This window comes from Arthrobacter sp. BG3, from assembly GCF_056680185.1.
This window is the reverse complement of record NZ_CM155270.1, coordinates 3,362,499-3,378,199: the sequence shown is the minus strand read 5'-3', so window position 1 is coordinate 3,378,199 and position 15,701 is coordinate 3,362,499. Positions and strand designations below refer to the sequence as shown.

Here is a 15,701-nt window from a genome sequence, read left to right as displayed (position 1 = left end):
GAGCTCCTCGGGGGTAAACCTCGGTGCGGGAAGACCTGCGGGAATAGTCCGCGGAAGGTTTACGGGAAGAGCCACGGGAACGGCTGCGGGGGCGGGCTCCCTGCCAACGGGAGGTGTTGCGTCGGTGCTCATTCGGTAACCTGCTTTCCCCGCAGGCACAGCGGGCAGACTTCGGGAAGGCGGCAGCCGTGGCCACCGTGGCCGCCCTTGGACGGATCGTGGCGGGCCTCGAAAGTATTCCCGGACATGACCCGGGCAGCGTCACCCACCATGTCCAGTGCCCAGTTGTCCGCCGGGTCCAGCGGCGTCTGGGCCTGGATGCCGGGGCTTTTGGTGGTGGTGCCGAGCTGGGCGAGGACGGCCCCGCCGGGCAGCGGGGGTGGCCCGTCGTCGGGACCGGGGAACCCTCCGGCCAGCACCGCCGCCTGGTAGGCGCCCAGCTGAGGGTGCCTGGCAAGGTCGGCCTTGCCAGGCTGCCGTTTGCCGGTTTTGAGGTCCACGACGACGAGCCGGCCCTCGGCGTCGATCTCCAGCCGGTCGACCTGGCCGCGCAGTACGGCCGGGCGGGCGGGCCAGGGGCCGCCGTCGATATCGCCGCCCGCGGCAGCGCCGGTGCTTCCGGCCGTTGCGACCACGTCCGGGAGTTTGACCTCGAAGTCCTGCTCGACGCCGACCAGCGACCGGCCTTCGCTGCGCATCACCAGCACGTACTGGGCGAGCTTGCGGACCATCGTCTCGGCGCGCTGGAAGTCCAGCTTGCCCTCCCAGTTGTCCTTCATCCCAAGCGCCGGCCAGCGGCGGACGAGCTCGGCGAGGTATTCGCTGCCGGAGGCGTCCGGCAGGTCCTGCGCGATGACGTGGACGAGGGTGCCCAGGCTGCGGGCAAAGTCGGTGGCGGCCTCGCCGCCGGCCGCCTGGACAAACCAGTCCAGGGGCGATTTCTGCACGGTCTCCACCTTCGATGGCGAGACGTAAACGGTGCCGCCCGGCGGCACGACGGGCTCGTCCGTGGACAGCGGCGCAAGGCCCCACCAGCTCGCAGGGTGGGCGCCGGGCACGGGCGGCTCGGCGGCCGCCAGGGCACCCAGAACGGCACTGGCTTCCAGGGCTTCGGGGGCTCCGGCGTCGAGCTGGGCGTACTGGCGCAGCTCGGCCACGAGCGCCCGCAGGGTGAGCGGCCGCTCCACCTGAGTGAAACCGCGCCGCTCCCGGTCCGGGCCCAGCGGCGCCACGTAATCCAGGAACGAGGAGGGCTGTTCGTCCTCCGAAGACACGGCGGTGCAGATCAGCACCTGCTGGGCCCGCGACACCGCGGTGGAGAAGCTCCGCAGCTCGTCGTAGCGGATTTCGCGCAGCCGGCTGAGGGGATCGAGTTGCAGCGCGTACTCCACGCCGTGCTCGACGGCGTCCGCGAACAGGGTGCTGCCGAGCAGTTCGCCGCGGAGCCTGGTGTTGGGCCACACCCCTTCCTGCAGCCCGGGGATAATGACCACGGGCCATTCCCGGCCGGCGGCGCTGGCCGGAGTCATGAGTTCCACGGCGTCTTCCAGCTGGGCCCGCGCGGCGAGGGTGTCCATCGGGAGTTCCTGGCTGAGCAGGTATTCAAGGAACTGCTCGGGGCCCGAACCGGGGAGCTGGTCCACAAAGCGCTCGGCAGTGTGGAAGAGGGCCATCATGGCATCGAGGTCCCGGTCCGCCCGGGCCCCGGCTGCTCCCCCGGCCAGCGCCGCTTCGGTCCAGCGCGAGGCGAGTCCGGTGGAGTTCCACAGTGCCCACAGCACCGTTTCGGCGTTGCCGCTGGGAGCCTGGGCGGCGTCCCGTCCGGCCTGGATCATCCGGGCGATCCTGCGTGCGGAGTGCCCCTCGATGCCGAGGGTCGCCAGTGCGCCATGTTCGAGCAGGGCCTCGACGAGGAGCACGTCGCTGGTGCGGCCGCCGCCGCCCAGGAGCTCCTCCCGGCGCAGCGACTGACGCAGGCGGCGAAGCTCGATCGCGGTGGCGCCGCCGATCCGCGAGGTCAGCAACGCCACGGCTGCCTCGGGGCTCAGCACAGCCGGGTCCAGGGCCACGGCGTAGGCGTCCAGCAAGGGCCGGACGGCGACCTCGTCACGGACGGCGGATTCGGCCACCGGGATCCGGACGGGGATGCCCTGGCCGGCGAGGTAGCGCTGAAGCTGGCTGAGCTGGCCGCCGTTGCGCACGATCACGGCGATGTCACCGAGTTCGCGGCCGTCGTTGAGCTGGGCTTCCAGGATCCGCTGGGCCACGTAGCGCAGTTCGTGCACCGGGGACGGCAGCAGGTGCGCCTCCACCGTTCCGTGGGAGGCATCGGCAACGGGGCCCGCAGCCCCCGTCTGTGCAGGGACGCCAGGCCCCGCCGGGTCCCCGTGGCGGGTCGGCTCGTCCGGCTGCGCCTCCATTTGAGGCTGTTCGAGCCGGCGCGCGGACTGCCCGCCGGCGCGGCGGGAGATCCGTCCGGCAACGGCGAGCCACGCCTCGGCGACCGCCGGGGTGTGGCGGTGGGCGGTCCAGAGCGGCCGCTCGAGGACGGTCCCGCCGGCGGGGGCAAGCAACTGCGGAAGCTCGGCCACGAGGTCCGGGCGGGCGCCCCGGAAGCCCTGGACCACGGTGTCCGGGGAGAACGTGATGAGGGCCTCCTTGCCTGCGGCAATATCCGCGAGCAGTTCGAACACGGCAGGGTTGGCTTCCTGCATGTCGTCCACCAGGACCAGCTGGAGCCTGCTGCGTTCGGCGGCCAGGAAGTCGGGTTCGTCCTGGAAAATCTGTCGCGCGGCCGTGATGATGCCGGCCGGGTCGAAGGATTCCGGCATGCGCAGGTCGAGCACGTCGCGGTACTCCGCATACAGGCCGGCGGCGGCGACCCAGTCCGGCCGGTGGCAGCGCCGGGCGAGGACCACGAGGTCCTCGGCGGTCCGGCCGGATTCGATGATCCGGTCAAAGAGCTGGCGGACCTCCTGCCGGAAACCGCGGGTCTGCAGTGCCGCGCCCAAATCCTCCGGCCACGGCAGCTCAAGTCCGGGCTGGGCGTGGCCCTCGAGGAGTTCCTTGATGATCAGGTCCTGTTCCGGGCCGGACAGCAGCTTCGGCGGGCGCGGCAGCGGCAGGATGCCTTCCGCCTTGGCACGCCGGATCAGGTCGAAAGCATACGACGCCCAGGTGCGGGCCGGCGTCGTACTCAAGCTGCGGTCCAGACGTGCCGTAAACCGGTCACGGAGCGAATCGGCGGCGAGGCGTCCGGGGGCAAGGATGAGCATCCGTTCCGGATCGAGGCCGTCCCGCTGCGCACGCCGGACGGCGGCCTCCACGAGAACGGTGGATTTGCCGGTGCCCGGTGCGCCGGGGATCAGGACCGGGCCGGAGCCATGCGGGACGTCGACGGCGGCGAGCTGGTCCGCGGAGAGCACGGGCACCGCGCTGTGCAGCTTCCGGGGCGGGAGCAGCCGAAGCGTTGATGTGGGCGGACGGGACTCGGGGTTCTTGCGGGGAATGCTCACACGGTCATTTCATCATCGGGGGCCGACAGTTTGCGCACGGAGCGTTCCAGCCGCTCGGCAACGGCGTCGATCCTGTCGAACTCGCCGTCGCTGGGTGCCCAGCGGGCGGCCGTCAGGTCCACGCGCCACCGTCCCTCGCCGGTGCGGAGGTATTCGGCATGTCTTCCCAGCAGCGGGGTTCCTTCCAGGACGTACCGGGCCAGGGCCTCACGCTCGTGCCCGGGAGGCGCGTCACCATTGGCCCTGAGGACCCGCCACCAGGGCACTGCGCTGCCGTGGCGGCTCATCACGGAACCAACCTGCCGGGCACCGCCGGCGCCGAGGAGTTCGGCCACGTCCCCGTACGCCACCGCGGTACCTGCGGGGATCAATGCCACCACGTCCAGCACTGCTTCCACATACTCCATCCGCATGGCACAAGCCTAGCGGCCGGCTCCGATACGGGGCGCCGGCGGCGGTGTCCGGCCGCGCTGTCCGGCCGCGCTGTCCGGCCGCGGTGTCCGGCCGCGGTGTCCGGCCGCGGTGTCCGGCCGCGGTGTCCGGCCGCGCTGTGGCGCGGCAGGCGCCACGCCGGAACCGGCCGTGGGCGGTGGCGTCTTACCGTCGGTGGCAGCAGGTAGCGTTGAAGCATGAGCACTTGGAACACCCTCCCCCGCGCAGCCTTCGACCTTGAAACCACCGGCAGGAACTCCCGTGCCGCGCGGATTGTCACGGCGTCCATCACCGTGGTGGACGCCGAGGGCGGGGTCATCAAGGAACACGAATGGCTCGCCGATCCGGGCGTCGAAATTCCCACGGAGGCCAGCGACATCCACGGCGTCACGACTGAGCGGGCCCGCAGCGAAGGCCGCCCCGCCGCGGAGGTGACGCGGGAGGTCGCCGCGGTGCTCCAGGAGCTCTTCGACACCGGCGTTCCGGTCATCGCCTTCAACGCCAGCTACGACTTCACCGTCCTCGCGGCCGAGTCGGCCCGGTACGGCGTGCCGCAGCTGAGCCGATTCCCGGTGCTGGACCCCTACATCATGAACAAACAGGTGGACCGGTACCGCAAGGGCAAGCGCACCCTCACCGCCCTTTGCGAGGAATACGGCGTGGACCTGGACAACGCCCACACCTCGGCGGCGGACGCCCTGGCCACCTCTCGCATGCTCGACGCCATGGCAGGGAAGTTCCCGAAGCTGCGGATGCCGGCCAGCCACCTGCACCAGCTGCAGATCGAATGGGCCTCCGCCCAGGCCTCCGATTTCCAGAGTTATCTGCGCAAGACCAAGCCCGCTGCCGTGATTGAAGGCGACTGGCCGGTCCTGCCGCCCGAGGACGCCAGCCGCGGCGACTTCTAGGCCGCCAGGACTTCTTAAAACGAAACTTAGGCAACAGGGCGCCGGTAAATAGACCTCCGGGAGCCTCATTTCCAGCGATTGCGACGGAACTCACACTACGAGGGCAGCCCGGCGGCCCCGGCTGCCCCAGCCATTCGTTCCGCCGCACCCGGGCTCGGCTACTCAGATACCGGCCTGCGCGCTGCACCCGTGAAACAAATTCGGTCCCGGCTCGTCCCGCCGTGCACTAATTCGATTTGAAGCGCCTGCCGGGACAGGTGACACAATAATATTTTGCGGCTTGCCTGCCCCCCGGGCGCCCAAGCCCTGAGGCGGGGCACGATGTTCTCCCCCCGCGACCCACGAACTTCCGACGAAAGTGTTTGCGTGATGAAATCCAAAGCCTTGAAGTGGCTGACCACTGTTCCTGTGGCGATCGCCGTTGCCGTCTCCCTGGCCGCCTGCGGCGGCGGTTCAGCGCAATCGTCCGCGTCCGCCACCGACGCCCTCGCCGGCAGCGACCAGACCTCGCTGGACAAGTACACGACCAAGGACGTCACCCCCTTGGACAAGATCGACAAGTCCAAGCTTGGCCTGCTGAGCGACGGCACCCTCACCGTCGGAACCCTCTCGGACGCCCCGCCGAACATTTTCATCGACCCGTCGGGCAAGTTCACCGGCTACGACAACGAGCTCCTGCGCGCCGTCGCGGACAAGCTGGGCCTCAAGGTTGAGTTCAAATCGACCGGCTTCGCTTCCCTGCTCTCCCAGGTCCAGAACAAGCAGTTCGACCTGGGATCTTCCTCGATCTCCACCACGGACGCCCGCCGCAAGACCGTGGGATTCACCAACGGCTATGACTTCGGCTTCATGGCGGTTGTCGCCAAGAAGGACGACAAGATCAAGGGCTTCAAGGACCTGACCAAGGACACCCGCATCGCGGTCGTCCAGGGCACCGTGCAGGACGACTACGTCACCAACACGCTGCAGATCGAGCCTGTCCGCTTTGAGGACTACAACACGGCCTACGCGAACCTGAAGAACGGCCAGGTCGACGCCTGGGTCGCTCCGTCCCAGCAGGCCACCGGCCAGGTCAAGGAAGGCGACGGCACGGTCATCGCCGAGTCCGTAGTCAACACCCAGAACTTCACCGCCTACGCCGTCAACAAGGAAAACCAGCCGCTCATTGACGCGCTGAACTCCGGCCTGGACGCCGTAATTGCCGACGGCACCTGGTCCAAGCTGACCAAGGAATGGTACCCGGACCGCGAAACCCCGGCCACGTGGTCCCCGGGTTCCAAGGCTGTCACCGTCCCGAAGTCCTAGTCCATGGATGCACTCGATCAACTCGCAAAGACCTTCTTTGACTGGGAGGCGATGGCAGCTGTCATCCCGAACATGCTCACGGTCGGCCTGCCCAATACGCTGATCCTTGCGGTCTCCTCCGGCGTGCTCGGGTGCATCCTGGGCATGGTCCTGGCCATCATGGGCACGTCCCGCAGCACCCCGCTCCGGGTGCTGTCCAGGATCTACACGGATATTTTCCGCGGCGTCCCCGCGATCGTTGTCATCCTGCTGATCGGGATCGGCCTCGGACCCGTGATCCGGCAACTGACCGGATCCACGAACCCGTTCCCGCTCGGCATCCTGGCGCTGACGCTTATGGCGTCGGCGTACATCGGGGAGATCTTCCGGTCAGGCATCCAGAGCGTGGAAAAGGGACAGCTCGAGGCCTCCCGGGCCCTGGGCTTCAGCTACAACTCCTCCATGCGCCTTGTGGTGATCCCGCAGGGCATCCGCCGGGTGCTCCCGGCCCTGGTCAACCAGTTCATCTCGCTGATCAAGGACTCGTCCCTGATCTACCTGCTGGGCCTGCTCGCCAGCCAGCGGGAGATCTTCCGCATCGGCAACGACGCTGCAGCCAACACGGGAAACCTCTCCCCGCTGATCGCTGCCGCAGCAATGTACCTCGTGCTGACGGTCCCCCTCACGCACCTGGTCAACTACATCGACAACCGCCTGCGCACCGGCCGTCCGGAGAAGAAGCAGCCGGACGACGCCGCAGCCCTGATCGGGAAGGGAGCCCAGCCATGAGCGACTTCGCCTCCGGCTCGCTGACCGGCAAAAACCTGCACCTGTCCTTCGGCACCAATCACGTCCTCCGCGGCATCGACCTCCACGTCGAGAAGGGCACCACCGCCTCGGTGATCGGCCCCTCCGGCTCCGGCAAGTCCACGCTGTTGCGCGTGATGAACCGCCTGATCGAACCGGACCAGGGAGACATCCTGCTGGATGGCCGCTCGGTGCTGAAAGACAACCCGGATGAGCTGCGCCAGCGCATCGGCATGGTGTTCCAGCAGTTCAACCTGTTCCCGCACAAGACCGTGGTGGACAACGTCTCCCTCGCGCTGCGCAAGCTGCGCAAACTCCCGGCCGAGCAGGCCCGGGCCGAAGCCCTGGAGCAGCTCGACCTCGTCGGGCTCAAACACAAGGCGGACGCCCGCCCGGCCAACCTCTCCGGCGGGCAGCAGCAGCGCGTGGCGATTGCGCGGGCGCTGGCCATGAAGCCGGAAGTGATGTTCTTCGACGAGGCCACCTCGGCCCTCGATCCGGAGCTCGTCAAGGGTGTGCTTGCGCTGATGGCCGACCTCGCCAAGGGCGGCATGACCATGGTGGTGGTGACGCACGAGATGGGCTTCTCCCGCAACGTCTCGGACACCGTGACGTTCATGGACGCCGGCGTCGTCGTGGAGTCCGGCCCGCCGGAACAGCTCTTCACGAATCCGCAGACGGAACGGCTCCGGGGTTTCCTCTCGGACGTCCTCTAGTCTTCAGACCTGCAGCTTAAACACTTGGGGCACCCGCCGCGGCGGGTGCCCCAAGTGTTTAACAACGACGCCGGAACGGCCGGCGTGCAGTTGCGGCGTCCGGCGCTAGGCCGTCGCGGCGGCTGCGGCCTTCGCGGCGGCGGGCAGGGCGTCGAAGATCCGGTTCATTGCGGCGTCGTCATGCGCGGCGGACAGGAACCAGGCTTCAAAGACCGACGGCGGCAGGTAGACGCCGGAGTCCAGCATGGAGTGGAAGAACGGCGCGTAGCGGAAGACTTCCTGGCCCTGGGCGTCGTCGTAGTTGTGCACGCCCCGGACGGAGGTACCGAACGCGACCGAGAACAGGTTTCCGGCACGCTGGATCGAGTGGTCCACCCCCTCCGCCTCCAGCGCGGAGGACAGGGCCGTGGAGAGCTCCAGTGCCCGGGCATCCACGAAGGAGTAGACCTCGGGAGTGGCGTGGGTCAGCGTCGCGACGCCGGCGGCCATCGCCACCGGGTTGCCGGACAGCGTGCCCGCCTGGTAGACCGGGCCCAGCGGCGCGAGGTAGTCCATGACCTCCGCCCGGCCGGCGAGGGCCGCCGTCGGCATCCCGCCGCCGATGACCTTGCCGAACGTCAGCAGGTCCGGGGTCCACGGCTGGGCAGCGTCGGCCGCCCCGCCGGTGAGTCCCCAGTAGCCTGAGTACCCGGTACGGAAGCCGGTGAGGACCTCGTCGAGGATCAGCAGGGCGCCGTGCTCCCGGGTGATGCGCGACAGGCCGGCGTTGAAGCCTTCTCCCGGGGTCACCACACCCATGTTGGCGGGGGCGGCCTCGGTGATGACGGCGGCGATGTTCGCTCCGTGCTTGGCGAAGGCGGCCTCGACGGCGGCGAGGTCGTTGTAGGGCAGCACGAGGGTCTCGGCGGCCGTCGCGGCGGTGACGCCGGCCGAGCCGGGCAGCGCCAGGGTCGCCAGGCCGGAGCCTGCGGCGGCGAGGAGGCCGTCGAGGTGGCCGTGGTAGCAGCCGGCGAACTTGATGATGAGGTTCCGGCCGGTGAAACCGCGGGCCAGCCGGACCGCGGTCATGGTCGCCTCGGTGCCGGTGGAGACCATCCGGACGCGTTCGGCGGCGGGGACCCGCTCCTGGACGATCGCCGCGAGGTTGGCCTCATCCGGCGTCGAGGCGCCAAAGGAGAGCCCGCGGTCGACGGCGGCGTGAACGGCGGCGAGGACCGCCGGATGGGCATGCCCCAGCAGCGCCGGGCCCCAGGAGCAGACGAGGTCGACGTACTCGGCGCCGTCGGCGTCGGTCAGGTAGGGGCCTTTCGCGGAGACCATAAAACGCGGGGTCCCGCCGACGGAGCCGAACGCACGGACCGGCGAGTTGACCCCGCCCGGCATCAGCATGCGGGCACGGTCGAAGAGTTCCTCGTTGCGAGGGTGGCTGGAAGTCATGGTTCCTATTCTTTCAGTCGCATTCAATGGGTCAGTCGCCTTCAACGGAGCGGCGCAGCCCCGGCCAGCAGGCTGGCAACCCGGGGGGCCACCTCGGTGCCGAACAGCTCAATCGAACGCATCATGGCCTTGTGCGGCAGGGTGCCGTTGCTGTACTTCAGGTCAAAGCGGTCCACGCCGAGGTGCCGCTTCAGCAGGGCGATCTTCGCGGCAACGGTGTCCGGGGATCCGACGTAGAGGGCACCCTCGGGGCTGCACATGGCGTCGAACTCGGCGCGGTTGCCCGGGCCCCAGCCGCGCTCCGCGCCGATGAGGTTCCGCTGGCCGAGCCAGTGCGGGAAGAACTCCTCCCGCGCCTCCTCGTCAGTGCCGGCAATGTGGCCCGGTGAATGCGTGGCCATCTGCTGCATCGGGTGGCCGTATTTTGCCATCGCCTCACGGTAGAGGTTCGCGAGCGGGCCAAAGGACCGCGGCTGTCCGCCGATGATGGCGAAGATAATCGGGTAGCCGTATTCGGCGCAGCGCAGCACCGACTCCGGGGTCCCGCCGACCCCGATCCAGGCGGGCAGCAGGTGGTGTTCCAGCGGCGGGTAGGCGCTGAGCCCGTTGATGGCCGGGCGGGTGCGGCCCTCCCAGTGGATGGGCTTTTGGGCGCGGACCTTGTCGAATAGCTCGAGCTTCTCCTCAAAGAGGATCTCGTAGTCGGCCAGGTCGAGGCCGAAAAGCGGCAAGGACTCGACGAAGGACCCGCGTCCCAGCATGACCTCGGCCCGGCCGTTGGAGATGGCGTCCACGGTGGAGAAGCGCTGGAAGACGCGGATCGGGTCATCGGAGCTCAGGACCGTGACCGCGGAGCCGAGCCGGATGTTCTTGGTGCGGGCGGCCGCCGCGGCGAGGAACACCTCGGGAGCGGAGACTGCGAAGTCGCGCCGGTGGTGCTCCCCCACCCCGAAGGCATGGAGTCCCACCTCGTCCGCGAGTTCGGCCTGTTCCAGCAGCTGCCGCAGCACCTGGGCGTGCGGGACGGGGTGCCCGTCGGGGAAGACCCCGACGTCGCCAAAGCTGTTCAGACCCAGCAGGATGCGCCCCGGCCCTACCGGGGACGTGGGGTTCGCCGCGGACGCCGGGTCAGTCGACGTGTGCATCAGGATTCCTTCAGCCAGCCGGCGAGTTCGCTCGCCCAGTAGGTCAGGACCATGTTGGCCCCGGCCCGTTTGATGCCCAGCACGGATTCGGTGATTGCGGCGCGGCGGTCGATCCATCCGTTGGCGGCGGCGGCCTCGATCATCGAGTACTCACCGGAAATCTGGTACGCCGCGACCGGTACCGGGCTCATGGCGGCGACGTCGGCGAGGATGTCCAGGTAGCTCATGGCCGGCTTCACCATGACCATGTCCGCGCCCTCTTCGAGGTCCAGTTCCACTTCGAGGATCGCCTCGCGGCGGTTTGCGGCGTCCATCTGGTAGGTGCGGCGGTCGCCTTTGAGCTGCGAGTCGACGGCTTCCCGGAAGGGTCCGTAGAACGCGGACGCGTATTTCGCCGCGTAGGCGACGACCGCAGTGTTGACGTGGCCGGCTGCCTCGAGCGCCTGGCGGATCACGGCGATCTGGCCGTCCATCATCCCCGACGGGCCCAGCACGTGGGCGCCGGCCTCGGCCTGGGCCACGGCCATCCGGCCGTAGATCTCCAGCGTGGCGTCGTTGTCCACATAGCCGTCCGAGTCGAGGACCCCGCAGTGCCCGTGGTCGGTGAATTCGTCCAGGCAGACGTCGCTCATGATGACCAGTTCGTCGCCGACCTCGGCGCGGACGTCCCGGATGGCTTTGTTCAGCACACCGTCCGGGTCCAGCGAGGCGGTGCCGGTGGCGTCGCGGACGGCGGGGATGCCGAAGAGCATGATGCCGCCGACGCCGAGCGCCACGGCTTCGGCTGCAGCGCGCTTGAGCGTCTCGGTGGTGTGCTGCTGCACCCCGGGCATCGACGCAATCGGGTTCGGCTCGGACAGTCCTTCCCGGATGAAGGCGGGAAGGATCAGTTCCGCAGCGGAGAGACGGTGCTCAGCCGTCAGCCGGCGCATGGCCGGGGTGGTGCGGAGCCGGCGGGGGCGGTGGGTCGGGAAGCTCATATGGTGTCCTTTGCTGTGGGCTCTGCGACTGGCTGATGAAGTGGGGACGGCCGGTCTGCCAGCGACCGGATGACGGCGTCGACCAGGCCGGAGGCGGTGGGTTCCTCGGCGACAGCGGCGACGGTGAGGCCGAGCGCCTCAGCCTCGCCGGCGGTCGACCGCCCGATGGCGACGAAACGGCAGTCACCCAGCGGGGCGAGGTCCTCGTGGATGCGCCGGGCTGCGCTGGGGGAAGCGGCGACGACGGCGTCCAGCCGGCCGGCGCCGATTTCGGCCTTCGCCTGGGCCGGGGTGAGTACGGTGGCTCCGGTGTCCAGGGGTGCTCCCGGGGCTGCATTATGCCCGGAGGGGGTGGCGGGCCGGCACGCGGCTAGGCTCCGGCCGGGGTCGGCCGGGTAATCCACGGTGCGGTACGCGGTCACGGCCTGGACGAAGGCACCCCTGGCCTCCAGCCCCCGGCGGAGCCGGGGGTCGGCGATGTCCGCCTGCGGCAGGAGGACGCTGCCCTGGTGCTCCGGCCAGATGTCGGTCAGCCCCGCGCCGGACTGCTGCCCCGTGGGTGAAAGGTCGACGGCGACTCCCCGGGATTCGAGGAACCGGCGCGTTGCGGGCCCGATCGTTGCCACCAGGAGGCTGCCCGGGAGCCAGCTGCTGAGCGTGGTTCCGCGCTCGGAGGCCTTAACCTCAAGCGCCTGGACCGTGGTCACGCTGCTGACCACGAGCCAGTTGTAGGCACCGGCGCCCAAGGCATCAAACGCGACATCCAGGGAGTGCTGGTCGCTGGCGACCTCAAAGTCGATCAGCGGCAGCAGCAGCGGCTCTGCGCCGACGGCGCGCAGGGCACTGACAAGGTCCGCCGCACGGTCCGGGCTGCGGGCGACGAGGATCCGGGCGCCGTCGGGCCCCCTCACGGCGTCCTGCCCGAGCTGTTCACCGTTGACCCGAACGTCCCGGGCGGGGGTGCGGGCGCCGGCGTTTCTGGCACTGTGCCGTCCCATGAATTGAAGAATTCCGCGGATCAGGATGCGGCCAGATCCGCGATGTCGGCGGCACCCTGGGCGAGCAGGACTTCGGCGAGTTCGATGCCGAGCAGGGTCGCCCCGACCTCGGTGAGTCCGTCCGTGGCTTTCCGGTCCCGGATGGTGGCTGTTCCGTCGACGGCGCACACCACGGCTTCAAGGTGCAGCAGGCTGCCCTTGCGGTAGGCGTAGGCGCCCACCGGCGCGGCGCAGCCGGCTTCCAGGCGGGCCAGGAGCGCCCGCTCGGCGGTGACGGCGAGCCGGGTGTCGGGGTCGTCGAGGGCGGTGAGGGCCTGGGCCAGCACGCCCTGCGAGCCCTCGGTGGATCCTGCCTTACGCGGCGCATCGGCGGAGCGGCATTCGATCGCGAGGGAACCCTGCCCGGCGGCGGGCAGCATGACGTCGGGCTCAAGGAACTCGCTGACGGCGTCCAGCCGGCCGATCCGGTGCAGCCCGGCGGCGGCGAGCACCACGGCGTCGAGGTCGCAGCTCTTGCCGTCCACGACGGCGTCCGTGCTGTTGCCCGGCAGCCCGGGGACGCGGCCGAGCCGGGTGTCCACGTTGCCGCGGATGTCGCGGATGTCCAGGTCCGGGCGGGCAGCCCGGAGCTGGGCTGCGCGCCGCGGGGAACCCGTGCCCACGGTGGCGCCGGTGGGCAGGTCGGCGAGCTTGAGCCCGTCCCGGGCACAGAGCACGTCCCGGACGTCGACGCGCTTCGGCGTCGCCGCGAGCGTCAGTCCCAGGGCCGGACCGGTGGGCAGGTCCTTGAGCGAGTGCACAGCCACGTCGCATGTGTCCTGCAGCAGGGCGTCGCGCAGGGCCGCGACGAAAACGCCGGTGCCGCCCATCTGGGACAGCGATCCGGTGAGGACATCGCCGTCGGTGCGGATGCGGACCAGCTCGACCGGGAATCCGCCGACGGCGGCCAGCTGGTCAGCGGTCTGCTGGGTCTGTGTCAGTGCCAGTTTGCTGGCGCGGGTTCCGATCCGGACGGTCATAGTGCTTCCTGACCCGCCGCCGGCGCGGAGGTGCCGGCGGTGGCGGCCGCCGGGTAGGGGGCGTGGCCGGTGCCGATGGTCGTGTCCGCGCCTGCAATGGTGGGCTTTTCGCCACGGAAGTTGGCGCAGCAGCCCGGGCGGCAGACGTCGTACCAGGGGCCCAGTTTGGTCAGGTGCGGCCGGTCGGCGATGTTGTTCGCGGCGGTCCGCTCGCAGATCAGGTCCACGATTCCGCCGACGAACTTGCGGTGCGTCCCGGGCGTGGGGACGCGGCTCGCGGCGAGGTGGAGTCTGGCGCAGGTTTCCAGGGCTTCGGTGTCGAGGTCCCAGACAACTTCCATGTGGTCGCTGACGAAGCCGAGCGGCACAATCACCATGCCCTTGACGCCCTGGCCGGCGAGTTCCTCGATGGCGTCGTTGATGTCCGGTTCCAGCCACGGCACATGCGGGGCCCCGGAACGGGACTGGTAGACGAGGGACCAGGGTGCGGTGTCGCCGGTCTCCGCTTCGACCCGGCGGATGACTTCGGTGCCGGTGGCGAGGTGTTGCGCGACGTAGGCGGAGTCCCCCTCGAAGTGGCGCGGTTCGGCCTCGGAACGGCCCGCCGCCTGGGCGTCCCGGGTGGGGATGGAGTGGGTGGCGAACAGGATGTGCACCGGCGCGTCCGGGGTGCCGGCCTCGGCCAGCTTGGCGCGGACGTCGGCGAGGCCGGCGGCGGTGCCTTCAATGAACGGCTCGACGAAGCCGGGGTGGTCGAAGTACTGGCGGACCTTGTCGACTTCGAGCTTTCCGTCGAGGCCGGTCTCGGTCAGTGCGACGCCGATGTCCTCGCGGTACTGGCGGCAGCTGGAGTAGCAGGAGTACGCGCTGGTGGTGACCATGAGGACCTTGCGGTGCCCGGCGTCGTAGATGTCCTGGAGGGTTTGCGGGATGTACGGTGCCCAGTTGCGGTTGCCCCAGAACACCGGCAGGTCGATTCCGCGGGCCGAGAGTTCGGCTTCGATGCCGGCCTTGAGCTCCCGGTTCTGCTGGTTGATCGGGCTGATGCCGCCGTTGGCGCGGTAGTGGTGCGAGACCTCTTCGAGCCGCTCGTCCGGGATCCCGCGGCCGCGGGTGACGTTGCGCAGGAAGGGAAGGACATCGTCCTGGCCCTCGGGCCCGCCGAAGGAGGCGAGGAGCACGGCGTCGTAGTCCTTGGGGGCCATCCGGCCGGCTTCGGTGACCTCGTTGAGGACTGTTTCGCCGGTGGCGGTGTCCTGGGGATCCAGCGGGCTCATGAAAGGACCTCGGCAATCTCGGCGGCGCTCACCCGGCGGCCGGTGTAGAACGGGATTTCTTCGCGGACGTGGTGGCGGGCTTCCGTGGCGCGCAGGTGGCGCATCAGGTCGACAAGGTCCACGAGTTCGGGGGCTTCCAGGCCGAGGATCCACTCCCAGTCGCCGAGGGCAAAGGAGGACACGGTGTTGGAGATGACCTGGGGGAAGTCCCGGCCCAGCATGCCGTGGTCGCGCAGCATCGCGCCGCGTTCGGCGTCGGGCAGCAGGTACCACTCGTAGGAGCGCACAAAGGGGTAGACGCAGAGCCACTCTGCCGGTTCGACACCGCGGGAGAAGGCAGGGGTGTGGTTCTTGGCGAACTCGGCCTCACGGTGCACGCCCATGGCGGACCAGGCGATCTCGGTGCCGGTGAACAGCTCGCTGCGGCGGATGTCCCGGACAGCGCGCTGGAGGGCCTCCGGCCGGGCCCCGTGCAGCCAGACCATGATGTCCGCATCCGCGCGCATCGCCGACACGTCGTAGCTGCCGCGGTGGACCACGCCGGCCTCGGCCAGCCGCGCGGTGAGGGCATCGAACTCGATGGGGGCGTCCCCGCTGCGGACCACGTCGGCGGAGCGCTTGAAAACCGTCCAGAGGGTGAAGAACTGCTCGGCTGATTCTTCGCTTGCTGATTCGGTTTTAGTGACAGTTTCGGCAGAAGTGTGGCTCATGCATACCAGTCTGCCCCTTCGCCTCAGCTAAGTCGAAATCAGGCACTTCTACAACGCGTAGAAGTGCGTAATTTCACATCGATGGGGATTCCCGCCCGGATTCGGAGTGCCCGGCAGCTCCCCTCCGGGACCTCAGACGCGGCGCAGCCGCAGCACCACAATGCCAGCGATCACGGACAGCACGACGAGTCCAAGGCCCAGTCCGAGCAGCGGCGCTTTGAACGGCTCCCGGGTTGACGTTGCCTCCATCGAAGTACTCCCGGAGCGGGGCTTGGCCGGGGCAGTTGCGGAGCCGCCCGGAGCTGTCGGGGTGGCCGCTGCCGTGTTCGACGGGGCCGCCGTGTTCGACAGGGGTGCCGGGGTTTCGGTGGGGGCCTGAGTCCCGGCGGGGATTTCGGCGGCCGGTGCCGGCTCCGCGAGCGGCCCACCCGGGACGGGGACCGCGGGCACGGCCGGCTGGGCCGGCACAGGCG

General features: G+C 69.5%; 13 protein-coding genes. 4 read left to right on the top strand and 9 right to left on the bottom strand.

Translation table 11 applies throughout. From position 1 onward, the window contains the following. Positions 1-128: 128 nt before the first annotated feature. Both AC1MFL_RS15210 and AC1MFL_RS15205 read right to left on the bottom strand, forming a co-directional pair. Positions 129-3,515, bottom strand: coding sequence for an ATP-dependent helicase (locus tag AC1MFL_RS15210; RefSeq protein WP_479810779.1), 3,387 nt, complete (start codon positions 3,513-3,515; stop codon positions 129-131). After that, positions 3,512-3,928 carry an MGMT family protein gene (locus tag AC1MFL_RS15205; RefSeq protein WP_479810777.1) on the bottom strand — a complete coding sequence of 139 codons (417 nt, stop codon included), beginning with the start codon at positions 3,926-3,928 and terminating at the stop codon, positions 3,512-3,514. Before AC1MFL_RS15205 ends, AC1MFL_RS15210 begins: the two co-directional genes overlap by 4 nt. A 216-nt stretch (positions 3,929-4,144) precedes the next feature. Between AC1MFL_RS15205 and AC1MFL_RS15200 the strand changes: the two genes are divergently transcribed. From AC1MFL_RS15200 to AC1MFL_RS15185, 4 genes are all read left to right on the top strand, one after another. Further along, on the top strand, positions 4,145-4,855 hold the full coding sequence (locus AC1MFL_RS15200; protein WP_301230736.1) for a 3'-5' exonuclease: 711 nt from the start codon (positions 4,145-4,147) through the stop codon (positions 4,853-4,855). Between the two features lie 369 nt (positions 4,856-5,224). Further along, positions 5,225-6,160, top strand: a complete 936-nt coding sequence (locus AC1MFL_RS15195; protein ID WP_479815494.1) for an ABC transporter substrate-binding protein — start codon at positions 5,225-5,227, stop codon at positions 6,158-6,160. 3 nt (positions 6,161-6,163) lie between these two features. Next, positions 6,164-6,928, top strand: a complete 765-nt coding sequence (locus AC1MFL_RS15190) for an amino acid ABC transporter permease (RefSeq protein WP_226761739.1) — start codon at positions 6,164-6,166, stop codon at positions 6,926-6,928. Further along, a complete protein-coding gene (locus AC1MFL_RS15185) occupies positions 6,925-7,662 on the top strand; it encodes an amino acid ABC transporter ATP-binding protein (RefSeq protein ID WP_479810774.1) in 738 nt (245 codons plus the stop codon). Before AC1MFL_RS15190 ends, AC1MFL_RS15185 begins: the two co-directional genes overlap by 4 nt. Before the next feature lie 105 nt (positions 7,663-7,767). Here the strand turns inward: AC1MFL_RS15185 and hemL are convergent, their stop codons facing one another. Genes hemL through hemQ form a run of 7 tightly spaced genes read right to left on the bottom strand, consistent with a single transcriptional unit; the run spans position 7,768 to position 15,228 of the window. Continuing rightward, positions 7,768-9,099 carry a glutamate-1-semialdehyde 2,1-aminomutase gene (gene hemL / locus AC1MFL_RS15180; RefSeq protein ID WP_479810772.1) on the bottom strand — a complete coding sequence of 444 codons (1,332 nt, stop codon included), beginning with the start codon at positions 9,097-9,099 and terminating at the stop codon, positions 7,768-7,770. 41 nt (positions 9,100-9,140) lie between these two features. Further along, entirely contained in the window at positions 9,141-10,244 is a 1,104-nt protein-coding gene (locus tag AC1MFL_RS15175; protein WP_479810770.1) for an LLM class flavin-dependent oxidoreductase, read from the bottom strand. Next, positions 10,244-11,224: a porphobilinogen synthase gene (gene hemB / locus AC1MFL_RS15170; RefSeq protein WP_479810768.1), complete on the bottom strand. Its 981-nt coding sequence runs from the start codon at positions 11,222-11,224 to the stop codon at positions 10,244-10,246. Before hemB ends, AC1MFL_RS15175 begins: the two co-directional genes overlap by 1 nt. Next, on the bottom strand, positions 11,221-12,222 hold the full coding sequence (locus tag AC1MFL_RS15165; protein WP_479810766.1) for a uroporphyrinogen-III synthase: 1,002 nt from the start codon (positions 12,220-12,222) through the stop codon (positions 11,221-11,223). The genes hemB and AC1MFL_RS15165 overlap by 4 nt, the downstream gene beginning before the upstream one ends. Before the next feature lie 20 nt (positions 12,223-12,242). After that, positions 12,243-13,241 (bottom strand): hydroxymethylbilane synthase, encoded by a 999-nt coding sequence (gene hemC / locus AC1MFL_RS15160; protein WP_479810764.1) that lies wholly within the window; start codon positions 13,239-13,241, stop codon positions 12,243-12,245. Beyond that, the gene (locus AC1MFL_RS15155; RefSeq protein WP_479810762.1) at positions 13,238-14,518 is read right to left on the bottom strand and encodes a ferrochelatase; all 1,281 of its coding nucleotides are present in this window, start codon (positions 14,516-14,518) and stop codon (positions 13,238-13,240) included. Before AC1MFL_RS15155 ends, hemC begins: the two co-directional genes overlap by 4 nt. Then, complete coding sequence (hemQ, locus tag AC1MFL_RS15150; RefSeq protein ID WP_479810760.1) at positions 14,515-15,228, bottom strand: hydrogen peroxide-dependent heme synthase; 714 nt, start codon at positions 15,226-15,228, stop codon at positions 14,515-14,517. Before hemQ ends, AC1MFL_RS15155 begins: the two co-directional genes overlap by 4 nt. Between the last annotated feature and the right edge of the window lie 473 nt (positions 15,229-15,701).